This window comes from Candidatus Omnitrophota bacterium (assembly GCA_030688425.1).
Classification (GTDB): domain Bacteria; phylum Omnitrophota; class Gorgyraeia; order Zapsychrales; family JANLHA01; genus JAUYIB01.
In genome coordinates, this window is the sequence record JAUYIB010000027.1 from 65,538 (window position 1) to 80,896 (window position 15,359).

Genomic DNA, 15,359 nt, shown 5'->3' on the forward strand with positions numbered 1-15,359 from the left:
GCTACGGGATGGTCAATTCGGAGATTTTTAATAATTCATTTTCCTCCAAATCGGAAGTTTTATCAAGACGATTAACCACTTTTATCCTTTTTACGGGGGCGGACTTCGAGTCGCGGAACAGCAGAGAAACCGAATACTGTCCAGGGGGCAGGTTGTTGGGCAGGTGTACCCAGATGTTCTCCATAATAAACTCCTCTTTCCTCCACATATCGGTCGGATAGATCGCATACCCGATTTGGTGTTGCATCAGTTCGGTCAGTTTCCCGTCGATATTATTTTTGATGTAAATGGAAATTTGATATTTTTGGCTTACAGGGTTTTCGGACTTCCAGATCATGGTTATTGGCAGCAACCGGAACCGGGATGGGACTGATTTTCCCTTCTGGACAGAGCAGAGAACCACAGAGGCATCAACGGAGACTTGGGGGCCGCGGGGGACTGCGGATGGCCGTTCCGGAAGTTTCGTCACCGCCGGAATCCCCTCCCCCCCGGTGGTTTTTCGAAACAGGATGACCTCGTTGACAGCGGAAACGACTTCCCATGGCGTTTGGTGCAAAAAAAAGTCTGTGACCCTTTGCTGGTTGGCGGGTTCGTTTATGTCATCGGTAAGCCAGCCATCTTCAAAATCCATGAGGACGTAATCTACGTTTGAGAGGAACGAGAAAGATGTTGGCCTGCCGGAGATCCCCTGATAACCTTCAGAAATATTTTTAAACGGATAAAGGTGCTGGTGGGAGATCAATGGGGCAAGGAATCTCAGTGTGGTAACGATCCCGCTGTCCGAAGGGATCTGCCGGATGAGGTCCCAGTTGACGGTGGCTTTTTGAACGTTTTCTGCGGCAAACCGCCGAGCATACATTTTGGAATATTTCAGCGATAAGGTCACGGAAACAGCAAAAATGCAGAGCAGGATGATGCTAAAGGTGGATTTGCTGAATCGGGATTTCAGCAGGCCCAAAGTGTTGACGCTGGCCAAGAAAATGAACGGTGCGAGCGTAATGGCATAATGATAGTAAATGGATTTTGTAGTCCAAACATAGGCCAGGAGGTGCTGCATAAACGTGGGAAATACGATAAGCAGGATATGCGGACTAAACATCGAAGTAAACAATAGAGGGTGAAATAATTCTTTGAGGTATCTGATATTGGCAGGCGTCCAGAGCACCTCCATCACCTTGACGGGGTTGAACAGCAGATTTGCCACTAAAGCCTTCGGCGTGTCTCCAAGGCTACGAAAAAGTTCGATTTGCTGGTAAGGCAGCTCCATTCCTGTGCGCATGGATGGGATGAAAAAGCATACGGAGAAGAAAAAAACAGCAGCCCCTGCGGCGATGGGAACAACCCCCCATTTGAGCCTGTCCGTTTTTCTCATGATAAGGGAATATACCCCGGAAAAGATAACGATCAGATCCATGTTTTCTTTGATGAGAAAAAGGATAAAGGCCGAAAGACAATAGATTTTGTATTTTTCCTCTTTCATGGCCCAAAACAATAAAAATAAGAACGCGATGTTGAGGGTTTCGTAATGAAATTCATAAACCATGCCGAAGATATTCGCGGGATAGATGAAATAGATACATAACAGGACCAGGGCCGCGGTCTCCCCAATCTCTTTGCGGGCGATCCGGTAGAAAATAAACCCTCCGGCGGCCAGGGAAAGCACTTTCATGTAGACGGGCAGCATGGGGTGCGGGAAAAGTTTATACAGGGGGGCAAGCAGGAAAACAATGTATTCCGCGTGATTTGCCAGGAAACTGATCCCCATGACAGATGATTCCAGGGACCCGTTCGCAACGTTATGCAGGGTCTGGGCGTACATGGCGAAGTCCCAGTCATAATATCCGAAAAAATAAAATTTGTAAGTCAGGAGGACAATCCAGAGCCCGAGGACCGAGATGCAGATGCCGGCCGCCAGGAGATCTCTCTTGCTGAAGGGGCGGGCTTTCCCGGCTTTGTCTTCTGTTGGGATTCTGGCGGGGAGAGGTTTTTTCATGTTTTCAAAGGTGTGTCAGCTTGCCGACAGTTCCTGCGTGATAAAATCGGCAATGTCGTTGATCGAGATGTCTTTCACGCAATGGTATGTCCCCCCGCAGGTCGGGACTGTATAGCCGAAATGCGTGCAGGGCGAGCAGGAAACATTTTTTGTGACGATCCGTGTTTTTTCGTTCCGGGGGGCCCATTTTTTCAGGTTCCCGGGTCCGAAGAGGCCGATGGCCGGCGTCCCGACCGCGCTGGCGAGATGCAGGAGTCCGGAATCCGGTCCGATGAACAGCCGGCACTCCCTGATGATGGCGGTGGATTGGGCCAGAGAAATTTGACCGACGAGATTCACGACCCTGGAATCCTGCAGATCTTGCTGGAACTTCTTCCCCGCGTCCAGGACGTCCTTCCCCCCCAAAAGAACGACCGGATGTTGCAACTTGAGAACGAGGCGGCCGATGGCCTCGGCGAGATCTCCGGGGATCCTGCGCAGGGCAATGCTGGCCCCCACAAAGACCGCCACCGCACCGGTTGGGACCATCTGCCGGGCCCATTGCCGGGTTTGTTCTTCAATCTCAAAGCACCCGTCCACCAGCGGCTCGGGCGTGTCTTTGCCGAGCAGAAATTCAAACAACCGGCGAAAGTTTTTCATCTCATAATCCCCTGTTTCATAGGGGACACGGCGGTGGAACAATTTGGCCCGCAAGGGACGCGAGGCGAATCCGCAGTTGAAACGGTTCGGGACAAGGACGGAAACGATCGCGCTGAGGTAATGCCATTGCTCCGTGTCGACGATGAGGTCGTAATGGTTTTTGAAAATTTTGGTAAATTCGGAGCGGGCATCATAACAATAGAGCTTTCGGAAAAGACGGGACTGCGAGAGGAATATCTCCCGGTTTCTGTTCTCGCAGAGGATATCCACGGCCGAAATGGTGGGAACATTCTTGAGGGCCAGCAGGATCGGGATGAGGAAAACCGCGTCTCCGATGCCTCCCGGTCGGATGATGAGGATCTGCCGGCATTGATCGGGAGGGATCTCTGTTTCGGGGCGGGACGGGATGAGACAGGCCGTCAGTCCTCCCAGGAGATGATCCGCCAGTTTGACGGCCTTGATGGAAAGGCCTCCGAGGGACCGGGCGATGTCCAGCAGCCCAACGCCACGGGAGGCAGTATGTTCATTCGGCATAGAGACGTTTCTGCAGGGGATGTTATGAACCTGCTCTGCCACCATCGGCGGGGACGCAGGCTTCGGGCTCTTTTTTGTAGTAATTCTTCCCGATTGCGATGCGATCCCTGCCGTTTTTCAGCCGCCAGAGATTGCTGTCGCGTAGGGAATAGACGCACCCGCAGTATTCCTGCTGGTAGAATTCCTCGCGCTTGGCGATATCATACATCCGCTGCGAGCCCCCGCCTTTGCGCCAGTTATAGGTCCAGTAAACGAGGTCTGGGTAACGGGCGGCGGCCTTTGTGCCGGCGGCGTTGATCTGGTCCATGTCCTTCCAGCGGGTAATGCCGAGGCTGCTGCTAAAGACTTTGAAGCCGTGCTCGGCCGCGTACAGGGCGGAGCGCTCAAAACGGATGTCGAAACAGACGCTGCAGCGCTTTCCCTTCTCCGGCTCGAACTCCAGGCCCTTGACGCGGTCGAACCAGTTGTCCCGGTCGTAATCGGCGTCAATGATGGGAACCCCGAGTTTTTTTGCGTATCGGATATTTTCTTCTTTGCGGATTTCGTATTCTCGGCGGGGGTGGATATTGGGGTTGTAGAAGAAGATCGTATAGTCAATCCCCGAAGCTGTCATGGCTTCCATGACTTCTCCCGAGCACGGGGCGCAGCAGGAATGAAGAAGGACCTTTTTCTCTCCGCTGGGCAGTTCCAAAATGGGGCGCTGAACAGACTGGCTCATTAAAGTAATTGTGTCTTATCCGACGGGCTTTGTCAAGCCGTCTCCCAAGAGTTTGCTTCCCTTATCGGATCGTGGATTTGAATGCGGCAGGAATAAAGTCGATGATGTCGCTGGCGATCATGGCGGTCTTTGTTTGATGCCTTGCCGCCAAATTCCCGGCTTTTCCATGCAGATGGGCCGCGAAACAGGCGGCTTCAAACGCCCCCATCCCCTGCCCCAGAAACGCGGCGATCATGCCGGTGAGGACATCCCCGCTGCCGGCGGTCGCCATTCCCTCGTTTCCGGTCCGGTTGGTGTAAATTTTCCCCTGTGGCGACGCGACCACCGTTTTGTGGCCTTTAAGAAGAAGGACGCAGCCGTAACGCCTGGCAAAGGATTTTGCGGCCATCGCCCGTCCATCGGAAATTTTGCGTTTCCCTATTCCCGCCAACCGTTCCATTTCTCCGGGATGCGGCGTCAGGACCTTGATCCCCTTCCCTTGCTTCAGGCATTCGAGGTGGCCTGCCAGGGCGTTGAGCCCGTCGGCGTCGATGACCATCGGCAAGGAGATATGGGTGACGATTTTACGGACCAACTGTTGCGTCCGGGGATCATCGGACAAGCCCGGCCCGACCGCCACGGCGTCAAATTTTTCCGCCTTTTTGAGGATCAGCGGCCAGGCGGACAGCGACAGGGACTGCCGGGATGTTTCCGGCAGCGGCCAGGTCATGAGGGTGTTGGAAATTTTTTTTTGCGCGGCTGTGTTGAGGCTTGAAGGAATTCCGAGGGTCGCCAGACCGGCCCCGGACCGCATGGCGGCCAGACCTGTCAGGGCCGCGGCGCCGAGCATTCTCCGCGAGCCGGCCAGGATCAGCACATGGCCGAAGGTATTTTTGTGCGCCCGGGGGTTATGTCGTGATAATTGCGCTGGCAACCGCATATTTTTTGGTATGCGAAATGGAGATGTGGATTTTTCGGGAATACTTTTTATTTTTGTAAAAACAGACCGGTTTGCCGTTTTTATCGTTGGTGATCTTCATGTCCTTCCAGCTGACGCGGGCGTTGTCCCCGATGGCCTTGAGGACCGCTTCCTTGGCCGCGAACCGGGCGGCGAAATGCTGGGACGGAAATTTATGTTTTTGGGCGTACTCGATCTCCTCCTCGCAAAAGACATGGGCGAGGAAGTGGTCTCCCCATCTTTTGATGGCCTGTTCAATGCGCGTGATTTCGATGATATCAATGCCTGTTCCCCGGATCATGGCCGTCCTGACGAAAGTTTTTTCATCTCCCTCACCGCGCGGGCGAGCCCTGCAAAAACGGCGTACGAGATGATGGAATGCCCGATATTCAATTCTTCCATTCCCGGGATCATGGCCACGGGGCGGGTGTTGATGTAATTCAACCCATGCCCGGCGTTCACGGTGATGCCCAGAGATCGGGCGTAACCGGTCATGGCCTTCAATTTCGACAGTTCTCTCGATCTGTTCTGCCGTGTTTTGGCCAGGGCATAGTGTCCGGTGTGCAGTTCAATCATGCCGATGCCCAGCGCATGCGTGACCCTGATTTGTTGTTCATTGGGGGCGATAAAGAGGCTGACCGTAATACCTTTCGCATGGAGACGCCGGAAGGCCTGTCCCACTTTTGTGCGGTGGCGGATGACGTCCAGCCCCCCTTCAGTCGTGACTTCCTGGCGCCGCTCCGGCACAATGGTGGCTTCGTCCGGCCGCAGAGCGCAGGCCACGTCGAGGATTCCCGGGTTGAGGGACATCTCAAGATTGAGCCGGGTCGTGACGGCCCTGCGAAGGCGGCGGACATCGTCGTCGTTGATATGACGCCGGTCCTCGCGCAAGTGGCAGACGATGCTGTCGGCCCCGGCCTGCTCGCAGATTCTGGCTGCGGCGACAGGGTCCGGATCAAATTCCCGCCGGGCCTGCCTTAAGGTGGCGACATGATCAATGTTAACGCCGAGTTTAGGCATTTTTAATGAGCCCCAGACTTACGGAGCCGTAGGCGAACGTAAGTTTGATGGGCGAACCCATTCACTTTGTTCAGAGCGGTTTGGCCCAGAGGGGGCCAAACCGTTAACCCCCGGCGATTTGCCCTGCTGTGCGGTAGGGCAGCCGGGGGTAAAATCGTAGATTGTAGCCCAGCCGATTTCCCTGCTTCAGCGATTAGGGCGGCTGGGTCAAAAGATCGGCCTTACTTCAGCATTTCCCGGTTGACGTAAAACCAGGTGATGATCGCCAGTCCGAGGGCCGTGAGTTTCAAAAGGATATTCTGCGTCAAGAACTTCTTCATTGTCCTTGCTCCGTTTCTCCGCGGCGTTTACATCACTTCTTCTTTTTGTTTTGGGACAGGAAGAGATCTTTGAGGATATTGACCAGCTTGTCGCGGTCCACGACAGGGATAAAGCGTCCATCCACAGCCACGGAGATTTCGGCTGTTTCTTCCGAAATCATGAGGACGACGGCGTCGGTCTGCTCCGTGAGCCCCAGCGCCGCGCGGTGCCTGGTCCCGATGATCTTGTTGAAATTCGGGTTGTCCGAAAGCGGGAACAGGCATGACGCCGCCACGACCCTGTCCCCGCGGATGATGACCCCTCCGTCATGGACCGGGGAATTGGGCATGAAGATGCTCTGCAAAAGCTCGCTGGAAACTTTGGAATCGATCTCTACCCCGCTTTCGATGTAGGTCTTGAGCTTGGATTCCCGTTCCATCGCGATGAGACAGCCGACGTTGTTCTTGGACAGTTTGTATATGGCGGTCGTGATCTTGTCGAACACGGCCATGATTTCCGATTCTTCCAGCGTGATATTGAACAGATGCTGCTGTCCGAGGCGCGCCAACCCCTGCCGGAGTTCTTGCTGAAAGATGATCAAAAAAGCGATGATCGAAATGGCGAAAAATTTTGTCAACAGCCAGTTGAGGGTGTTGAAACCGACGAACTGGAAAAAGAAGAAGGCCAGGATGAGATAGATGATGCCTTTGAGGACCTGGAAGGAGCGCGTGCCCCAGAAGAAAACGAGGATGCGGTAAAAAACAGCCCAGAGGACCACCATTTCCAAAGCCGGCGTGATCGCTTCCCAGATGACAAAAAATCTCATGTCTTAAGCCTTTGTTTTGAGCGGCCGGTCGGCGTTGAGGATGGCGTCCGTCACCCGGACCGCGTCACGGATCTCCCGGACGTCATGCACGCGCACGATATGGGCGCCGTTCATGATCCCGACGCATACCGTGGCGGCGGTGCCCAGCAGACGCTGCCCCACAGCGTTGCCTAAAATTTTTCCGATAAAAGATTTACGTGAAGTCCCAATGAGGACGGGGCTCCCCAAGTGCGTGAATTTTTGTAAATGCTTCAGAATCTCAAGGTTCTGTTCAGCCGTCTTGCCGAACCCGATCCCGGGATCTACGATGATTTTATCCGATTTGATGCCGATTTCCAAGCAAATTTCTATGGATTTCCGCAGGGAATCGATGATTTCGCTGATGATATCCCGGTAATCGGTGTTTTTCTGCATGGTCCGCGGTGTACCCCGCATGTGCATGAGAACGACAGCCGCACCGTAATTCTGGATGGTTTTTAAAAGGGCCCGGTCGGGTTTGACGCCCATGATGTTGTTGATGATGCTAGCCCCGGCGTCAAGGGCCTGCCGGGCGACGTCGGTTTTGTAAGTGTCTACGGAAATCGGGAGCGGCAGGGCCTTGGTCAAGGCGCGGACTACGGGGATGACTCTTCGGATTTCTTCCGGGGCGGAAACGGGCGAGGCGCCGGGCCGGGTGGATTCTCCCCCGACATCGATGAGGGCGGCCCCCTCCTGCTCCATCTGGCGGGCCTTGCGGACCGCGCGCTGGGCGAGATTTTTTCCGGCGCGCATTCCGTCCCTGCTGAACGAATCCGGGCTCACATTGATGATGCCCATGATAGCGGTGTTGCCGCCGAGAGGAAGAAGGTGTTCCCCGGCGCGGAGGAGGAACTGCGGGCGGCGCCAGGTTGACGAAAATTTTTGCACGGATCAGAGAGTTGCGTTGGCGGAATGGGAGATTTTTTCAGACGGTCCGCTCATGCCCAGCAGCGCGCGGGCCTCATCGATGTCGATCGTCTCTTTGTCCAGCAGGCGGTTGGCGATGAGGTCCAGTTTGTCTCTGTTTGCGGACAGGAGCGACTTGGCCCGCTGGTAGGCCTCTTCAACGATCTTGCGGATTTCCATATCGATCTGTTTTGCGGTCTCTTCGCTGAAATCCTTGTTTTCCCAGAGGTCGCGTCCGAGGAAATGGTGTTTTTGATGATTGCCGAACGCCATGCGGCCGAGGGTGTCGTTCATACCGTAATCGCAGATCATCGCCCGCGCGATCTGGGTGACTTTTTCCAGGTCGTTGGAAACGCCGGTCGAGGTGTCGTTGAGCACGATCTCTTCGGCGACAAGCCCGCCGAGAAGGACGACCATCGTGCCCTTGAGTTCTTTCTTGTTTCGGTAATGTCTGTCCTCTTTTGGGGGAGTCAGCGTGTATCCGCCTGCCATCCCGCGCGGGATGATGGACACTTTGGAAAATGTGTCCACTTCGTGGACCAGCAGGGACAACAGCGCGTGCCCGGCTTCGTGATAGGCGGTGATTTCATTTTCCTTTTTGGAAACGGTCCGGCTCTTTTTTTCCGGGCCCATGGTAACGCGCTCAACGGCGGCCAGCATCTCGGCCATGCCGACGGTCTCTTTGTCCCGGCGGGCGGCGAGCAAGGCGGCCTCGTTGCAGACGTTGGCCAGGTCCGCGCCGGAAAAATAAACGGTCTGCTGGGCAATTTTCTTGAAATCCACGGCCGGGTCAAGCTTGATGTGCCGTGAATGGACTTTCAGGATTTCTTCCCTTCCGATGATGTCCGGAAGGCCGACCACGATCTGCCGGTCGAAGCGGCCCGGGCGCAGCAGCGCCGGGTCCAGAGTATCCGGGCGGTTGGTCGCCGCGATGACGATGGTCCCGGTCTGCGTGTTAAAACCGTCCATTTCGACTAAAAGGGCGTTGAGGGTCTGCTCTCTCTCATCGTTCCCGCCGCCGATGCCCGCAAAGCGCAGGCGCCCCACGGCGTCGATCTCATCGATAAAAACAATCGCGCCTTTGCCGGAGGTCTTGGACGCCCGGCGGGCCTGGTCGAACAGATCCCTCACGCGCGACGCGCCGACGCCAACGAACATTTCCACGAAATCCGAACCGCTTAAAGAGAAGAACGGGACTCCCGCCTCCCCGGCCACGGCGCGGGCGAGCAGGGTCTTGCCGGTCCCCGGCTGTCCCACGAGCAGGACGCCCTTGGGGATCTTCCCTCCCAGGCGCTGGAATCTTTTGGGCTCTTTTAAAAATTCGATGACTTCCTGAAGCTCTTCCTTGGCCTCATCAACGCCGGCCACGTCGTTGAACGTGATGTTCTGGTCGTTCTTGCTGTTCACCTTGGCGCGGGATTTGCCGAAGGACCAGATCTTGTTCCCCATCTGGCTGCCCCGGTAAGAGACGAACCACAGCAGGAGGAAGATCAGGATGAACGGAAGAAGTCCGGTAATGATCTCGGCCCAGAATGTCTGGGCCGGCCGGACGGAAAAATCTTTCACATTGGCGCGGATCTCCTGGAATATCTGCTCATCGTTGATGGGCATGTAGAGCCGGAACTGCGACCCGTCGTTGTATGTGCCGAACAACTCGCTTTCCCGGCCCTGGATGAGCTCCAGCTTCTGGATGCGTCCGGTGGTATTGTTCTCTTTGAGGAGGGCATAAAATTCGCTGTAGGGAAGCTCCTTAGGAGCGTTGATTTTCGTGATGGCCTCCGGCCGGCTTAAAAAGATCATGAGGCTGAACAGCAAGAGGCTGGCCAGAAGCCAGTTGTTGTTCGGCGGACGGTTGCGGGGCGGCAGATTTTTGCCGGGTCTTCGTAAAGGATTTTTGTTGTTGGGTCGTGTCATATTTAATGAGCCCCAAACTTGCGGAGCCGTAGGCGAACGTAAGTTTGCCGGGCGGACCGAAGGCCCCACAGTTTTGATTTGCGTCAGCTAATCATGTGGGGTAATGAATTTTTAAAAATGCTGCATTTTATTGTTGAAAGGGCCGTGATACGTTCACCATTATAGTGATATTTATCTTTTTATCAAGAATTTTAGCGAGAACGGTTCACCGTCTGGGGCGGGACCGGGGGACAAGGTGAAGCCTTCCCTCCTTTTTGCGGGCACAGAGTCCGTCCGGCAGGCTGACGGCAGAACCGTTGGGGCGGTTTTGGATGAGATCTTCGATCTCTTCCATATGACGCAGGGCCAAAGCGGTGCTGTCCCCTCGGATTTTTTGAACAGCCAGACGGATGACACCGCGTCTCAGGGCCGGGTGGAGTTTCCCCATCCTTGCCAGCGGCGCGGACAAACTGTTGGGGCCGAGGATTTTGAACGAGCGCTTGAATTCCTGCCGCGCCGCCTGGGAAAGGTATTCATAGTCGACGGCCGCGGTTTTCGAGAGGTTTGTGAGGACTTCGCGGATGTCCGCGTTGTATTTTCGCTCCAGAAGCGGCAGAAGTTCGAGACGGATTTTATTTCGGAAAAACTTTTGTTCACTGTTTGATTCATCGACCTGGAAGGCGATTTTCTCTTTTTGCAGATAGTTGAGCAGCTCGTGCTTGGAGATGCCCAGCAAAGGCCGGATGATTTTCATCCCGTTGATATTTTTCGACAGGGGCATGCCCTGGAGCCCTTGCAGCCCCGTGCCGCGCAGGATCCTCATCAGCACGGTTTCCGCGAGGTCATCCTTGGTGTGGGCCAGAGCCACGGCATCGGCGCGGAGTTTTTTCGCCGATGCCGAGAAAAATTGAAGACGTTTATTCCGGGCGATTTCTTCGACGGACCCTCGGGAACGGCGTCTGCCGAGCGAAAGTTTTTTGACATGGCACGGGATCTGAAGGCCGACGCACGCCTGCCGGACGCATCGTTCGTCCCTCCCCGCCGTCCGCCGCAGCCCGTGGTTCACGTGGGCGGCGATTAATTTCAGTCCCAGGGTTGTCCTCATTCGGGCCAGGAGGTTCAGCAGGGCCATGGAGTCCGGCCCGCCGGAAACCCCTACGATCAAGGTATCGCCGTAGGCAACAAGGTTACGGTTGCGGAGGATGTCTCGGATATGCGTGAGGAGTTGGGGCATCGTGTGTGAGCGGGCCTTCAGAATCGGTCAAACCACCGCGAGCCGTAATAAGCGATAAGGGCCAGAAGAATGGCGCAGATGACGAGCTTGATGATCGCGAGGGTCACGCGGTTTTCCTTTTTATTCGCCCTGGATGCCGCGCAGTTCTCGCCTGGCCTCGCGGTAAGCGGCGCGTAATTCATCGGCCCGCTTGATGTTGGGCGGAGCGATCTGCAGGTCGGCGCACCCCTGGCGAAGGATCTCGGCGTTGGCGAATGTCCCGTCCTCGAGAAAGACGTAAGCCAGGGTTTCAAAACGGTCGCCCGATTCTTTGGCGTCAAATTCCAGCCTTACTTTTTTTCCCTTCAGAAGCGTTTGCGCGGTCTTGAAAACTTGTTCTTCCACCGTGCTTTCCGGATTTTCGATTTCGATGACCATCCCGTTTTCGTCCCTCTCGATCCGTTCCCGGGGTGGCGGTTCCGGCGCTTTGAGCCCGATGAGGCGGATTTTTTCCTCCTTGTCAGTCAGGAAGGTCGCGGTATCGATGATCTTGGCCACGACCACGGTCCTCGGCTGGCCGAATTTTTTGGTGAAAAACTCTTCCTGCGGTGCTGATCCGCAGACCGAAGCCATGGCCATGATCATGGCCATGGCCGGAAATCCGTATCTTAAAGGTGTCACGAGGCCTTTCCTGCTTTCTTTCGCAACCGGTCGTCCAGGCTATAAGCCCCCGCGCCGATCAGGACCAGGGAAAGAAAGACGATGCCCATTTCGATGGCATGGGACGCGCCATTGATCCCGTCGCCCTTGGCCAGGTGCATGTTGGATGCGACCACCATGGTGAAGAACATGAAGGCGGCGGCATATCGCGCGAAAAGTCCCAAGACCAGGCACGCCCCGCCCGCGAATTCCGAGAGCGCGGCCATAAGCCCGAAAAATTGCGGAGCGAAGTTGATGCCGAATAACGCCAGCGCCCCGCCCACCTTGGTCCACATCTCCGGCCCGGCCGCCAGTTTTCCGTAGCCGTGGTGGATGAACATGATGCCGATGCCGACGCGCAGAATCAAAAGTCCGAGGTCTTTCATGGGGTCTCCTTGTTGGGGTGTTGTGACCTATTATAGCGGAAGTTGCGGGGTTGGGAAGGGGGAAAATGGAAAGAGGTTCATTTTAATTATTATTATGATGAGTGGCGCACTCGCTTCCCGTGATAAAAGCTTTAAGGAAGCGAGTACGGCCACCAAATCTTTCTGGATATAAAATTTTGTAGAACAGAGGAAGTTTGGTGGCGCACTTGTTTTTCTGGATAACGGCTTTGAGGTAACAAGTACAGCCACCACTTTTCCCTGTCAATTTTGTTGTTTAGTGGAAATTAAGTGGCGGCACTTGCTTCTCTGGAAAAAGGCAGAATGGAAGCAAGTGCTCGCCACTTTCTTCCCTGGAAGAATTTGTTGTTCAGGGAAGAAAGTGGCGGCGAGTGGATTTAAACCACTGACCAATCGGGTATGAGCCGAGTGCTCTATCGGGCTGAGCTACGCCGCCAAAGGACAGGTCCCTTGTCCCGGTTTGCCGGGACGCCGGAAAATTTCAATGGGAGGGATTGTTGCGCGTAATTGAAAAAGTTATTTTATCCGCGCCGGAGGGGAATAGCAAGACATTTTTGGCGCCCTCCCTCTCCGCTTAAAAGGTTCTTCAGTATTTCCAGGTGATCAGTTTGTCTTTTTCGAAATAGAGCTGGATGGTCTCAAAGTTGAGGTCATTGTTGGCGGAGATGCCGCGGTAGGTCCAGATTTCCATGCTGCTCACTTGTGACCCGGAGCGGAAGACGTCGTCGGGGTCGCCGAATTGGGACCGGATTTCGGCGGTCAGCGTGCCCAAAGGGATGACCTGAGTTTTGAGCTGGCTGGACAAGTCGCTGAATTTGCGGAGTTTTTCTTCCAGGATGAGCTGTTTGTCCTGCTTGGCCGTCCCTTTGGTCGAGGCGCATCCGGAGAGGAGGCCGCAGACGGCGAGGATGACAGCGATGTGGGAGAAGGTCAGGGACATGGCGTTTTAGTCGATCCGGACGATGATATAGAGCAAAACCAGGATCACGGCCAGGGCCGCGAGGTAGAAATCGTTGAAATAGAAAAAGTCCCTGGCCCTGTCCCGGGCCGTGTAGGGATGTTCGACGGCCTCATTTTCCACCGTTCCCGTATTGCGCAGGTCCATCACTTCGCCTTTTTTCAGGCGCAGGAACTGGTCCGCGATCCGGTAGGCCTTGAGCTGGCCTTCGTCGATCAGGTCCATCACTTTTTTTTCGGAAATGCCCAGAAGCTGGGCGCTTTCCCGCAGGGAAATGTATTGGCTGGATGTGGTCATGAGGGATGGGCCGGGACGGGAGCGCCTCAGTTGATCTTTCCGTTGGCCGCCCAGGAATCGATTTTGGATCTTTCAAACGTCCAGTTGTCGCCGTCTTTGTTCGCGGGGATCTTGCCGTTATTGGCGAGCTCCACGATGGCCGGGGTCTCGATCTCCAGGTATCTGGACAATTCCTCGATGTTCAGGACATCTTCCATCATCTGGCATTTGCCCTGAAACATGGCGCCCTCAACGATGTTCAGTTTCGGCGTGACAATGTTGCCGGTGAGCACGCCTGTGGGCATGAGGACCAGCATCTTTTTGGCGAAGATATCGCCCCGGACTTTGCCGGCGATGATGATGTTGTCGCCCGTGATGTGGGCCTCGACAAAGGCGGTGCTGCCGATCGTGAGCGTGCCGCGGACTTCCAGCGTTCCGTTGAAATTTCCGTTGATCTTCAGGTTGACCGGGTCTTTAAAAGAAAGGGTCCCCTGCATCTTGGCGTTGATCTCGATGGATTTCTCATCCTGTTCGTTGATTTCCCTGCGGCCTCTGTTAAGCACCATGTCCGCCTCCTTGTGAGCTGTTGTTTCTGATTTTTCCTTCCACCGATCTGACGCCGATCAGGACGAAAAAGACGATGACGGTTACGATTCCCGCGGTCAGGTAATCTCCTGCCCCGACGGCCATGCCGATCCCGGAGACGATCCACAGGGTCGCCGCCGTTGTCAGCCCGATGACCTGGTCTCCGGCGCGGATGATCGTACCGGCGCACAAAAAACCGATGCCGGTGACGATGCCGGCGACCATCCTCGTGGGGTCCACGACCGGGATAGTGGTCTTATATATATCAGAAATATAAAATGAAGTCAACACGATGAGCGCGGATCCGACCCCCACGAGGATGTGGGTGCGCAGCCCCGCGACCTTGTTGCGGATTTCCCTTTCCCATCCGATCAGCCCGCACAGCAGGATGGTCAGCAGAATCTTGACCGTGATTTCGATGAACTTTTCATTCACGTCCGGCTCCTTTTTTGAGAGATTTTCTTTTGAAAAGGTGGTGTCCCATTCCAGCGACCATCGCGGCATTGTCGAGGCAGAGGCCCATGGGCGGGACATGAACGCGGAGCCCTTCCCGGGCCGCCGCGGTCGCCAATTGGTCGCGCAGGCCTGAGTTGGCCGCCACTCCCCCTCCGACGATGAGCGTCCCGCATTTTTTCTTCCGGCAGGCCGCGAGACTTTTCTTGACCAGGACGGAAATCACGCTGTCCTGGAACGCGCAGGCCACGTTTTCCAGCGAAAATCCAATTTGGCCCTGGTTCTTGCGCGTGTAGTACAGAACGGCGGTCTTGGTCCCGCTGAAGCTGAAATCCAGACAGCCGGGCAGCTCCGCGGCCGGGAAGGAGATCTGCCCCGGTGTCCCTTTTTTCGCCAGCCGGTCGATGACAGGCCCTCCGGGGTAGCCCAGGTTCAGGATGCGGGCTACCTTGTCAAAGGCCTCACCGGCCGCGTCATCGCGGGTTTGCCCAAGCTGTTCAAAGTGACGGAAATCTTTGATGTAAAAAAGACTCGAGTGCCCCCCCGAAACGACCAAACCGACCGCCGGGAGATCCGGGCCCGGGGTATTCGGTTTTCCCGGCAAGGTCAAAAAGTTGGCATAGAGATGAGCGTGGATGTGGTTTACGTCCATCAGCGGTTTTTTTGCCGCGAAGGCCAGGGCCTTGGCATAGGAGATTCCCACGAGCAAGGAACCGATGAGCCCCGGCGACTGGGTGACGGCCACGGCGGAAATATCGTCGAGCGTTGTTCCGGCTTGTTTCAGCGCCTCACCCACAACACCCTGGATGAGTTCGATCTGGCGCCGGGAGGCGATTTCGGGAATGATCCCACCGTATTTCGCATGCTCCTTGAGGCTGGAGGCGACGATGTTGGAAAGGACGGTCCTCCCCGCTTCCACGACGGCGGCGGCGGTCTCATCGCAGGAGGTCTCGATTCCCAGGACACGGATTCTTTTGCTGAGCATGA

At 55.5% G+C, this 15,359-nt stretch carries 17 protein-coding genes and 1 tRNA gene; all 18 read right to left on the reverse strand.

Annotation, left to right across the window (positions count from 1 at the left end; genetic code table 11):
• Position 1: 1 nt before the first annotated feature.
• Positions 2-1,993, reverse strand: a complete 1,992-nt coding sequence (locus tag Q8Q08_10780; protein MDP2654496.1) for a DUF2079 domain-containing protein — start codon at positions 1,991-1,993, stop codon at positions 2-4.
• A 15-nt stretch (positions 1,994-2,008) separates the two neighbouring features.
• Complete coding sequence (locus tag Q8Q08_10785) at positions 2,009-3,166, reverse strand: glycosyltransferase family 9 protein (protein MDP2654497.1); 1,158 nt, start codon at positions 3,164-3,166, stop codon at positions 2,009-2,011.
• A 22-nt stretch (positions 3,167-3,188) separates the two neighbouring features.
• Positions 3,189-3,884: an epoxyqueuosine reductase QueH gene (locus Q8Q08_10790; GenBank protein ID MDP2654498.1), complete on the reverse strand. Its 696-nt coding sequence runs from the start codon at positions 3,882-3,884 to the stop codon at positions 3,189-3,191.
• A gap of 61 nt (positions 3,885-3,945) precedes the next feature.
• Positions 3,946-4,740 (reverse strand): NAD(P)H-hydrate dehydratase, encoded by a 795-nt coding sequence (locus Q8Q08_10795; GenBank protein ID MDP2654499.1) that lies wholly within the window; start codon positions 4,738-4,740, stop codon positions 3,946-3,948.
• Positions 4,741-4,771: 31 nt separating this feature from the next.
• Positions 4,772-5,122, reverse strand: a complete 351-nt coding sequence (acpS, locus tag Q8Q08_10800) for a holo-ACP synthase (protein ID MDP2654500.1) — start codon at positions 5,120-5,122, stop codon at positions 4,772-4,774.
• Positions 5,119-5,841: a pyridoxine 5'-phosphate synthase gene (locus Q8Q08_10805; protein ID MDP2654501.1), complete on the reverse strand. Its 723-nt coding sequence runs from the start codon at positions 5,839-5,841 to the stop codon at positions 5,119-5,121. The genes acpS and Q8Q08_10805 overlap by 4 nt, the downstream gene beginning before the upstream one ends.
• A 352-nt stretch (positions 5,842-6,193) precedes the next feature.
• Positions 6,194-6,967, reverse strand: coding sequence for a diadenylate cyclase CdaA (gene cdaA / locus Q8Q08_10810; protein ID MDP2654502.1), 774 nt, complete (start codon positions 6,965-6,967; stop codon positions 6,194-6,196).
• A 3-nt stretch (positions 6,968-6,970) separates the two neighbouring features.
• Complete coding sequence (gene folP, locus Q8Q08_10815; GenBank protein ID MDP2654503.1) at positions 6,971-7,783, reverse strand: dihydropteroate synthase; 813 nt, start codon at positions 7,781-7,783, stop codon at positions 6,971-6,973.
• A 93-nt stretch (positions 7,784-7,876) separates the two neighbouring features.
• The gene (gene ftsH / locus Q8Q08_10820) at positions 7,877-9,805 is read right to left on the reverse strand and encodes an ATP-dependent zinc metalloprotease FtsH (protein ID MDP2654504.1); all 1,929 of its coding nucleotides are present in this window, start codon (positions 9,803-9,805) and stop codon (positions 7,877-7,879) included.
• A 205-nt stretch (positions 9,806-10,010) separates the two neighbouring features.
• A complete protein-coding gene (gene tilS / locus Q8Q08_10825; protein MDP2654505.1) occupies positions 10,011-11,018 on the reverse strand; it encodes a tRNA lysidine(34) synthetase TilS in 1,008 nt (335 codons plus the stop codon).
• A 120-nt stretch (positions 11,019-11,138) separates the two neighbouring features.
• On the reverse strand, positions 11,139-11,678 hold the full coding sequence (locus Q8Q08_10830) for a thermonuclease family protein (GenBank protein ID MDP2654506.1): 540 nt from the start codon (positions 11,676-11,678) through the stop codon (positions 11,139-11,141).
• Positions 11,675-12,082 carry a DoxX family protein gene (locus tag Q8Q08_10835; GenBank protein MDP2654507.1) on the reverse strand — a complete coding sequence of 136 codons (408 nt, stop codon included), beginning with the start codon at positions 12,080-12,082 and terminating at the stop codon, positions 11,675-11,677. Before Q8Q08_10835 ends, Q8Q08_10830 begins: the two co-directional genes overlap by 4 nt.
• A gap of 380 nt (positions 12,083-12,462) precedes the next feature.
• Positions 12,463-12,536 (reverse strand) — tRNA-Ile (locus Q8Q08_10840).
• Positions 12,537-12,686: 150 nt separating this feature from the next.
• Positions 12,687-13,040, reverse strand: a complete 354-nt coding sequence (locus Q8Q08_10845; protein MDP2654508.1) for a hypothetical protein — start codon at positions 13,038-13,040, stop codon at positions 12,687-12,689.
• Between the two features lie 6 nt (positions 13,041-13,046).
• Entirely contained in the window at positions 13,047-13,355 is a 309-nt protein-coding gene (locus Q8Q08_10850) for a helix-turn-helix domain-containing protein (GenBank protein ID MDP2654509.1), read from the reverse strand.
• Between the two features lie 26 nt (positions 13,356-13,381).
• Positions 13,382-13,900, reverse strand: a complete 519-nt coding sequence (locus Q8Q08_10855) for a polymer-forming cytoskeletal protein (protein MDP2654510.1) — start codon at positions 13,898-13,900, stop codon at positions 13,382-13,384.
• Complete coding sequence (locus tag Q8Q08_10860) at positions 13,890-14,354, reverse strand: MgtC/SapB family protein (protein ID MDP2654511.1); 465 nt, start codon at positions 14,352-14,354, stop codon at positions 13,890-13,892. The genes Q8Q08_10855 and Q8Q08_10860 overlap by 11 nt, the downstream gene beginning before the upstream one ends.
• Entirely contained in the window at positions 14,347-15,357 is a 1,011-nt protein-coding gene (gene tsaD / locus Q8Q08_10865; protein MDP2654512.1) for a tRNA (adenosine(37)-N6)-threonylcarbamoyltransferase complex transferase subunit TsaD, read from the reverse strand. The genes Q8Q08_10860 and tsaD overlap by 8 nt, the downstream gene beginning before the upstream one ends.
• Positions 15,358-15,359: the final 2 nt, after the last annotated feature.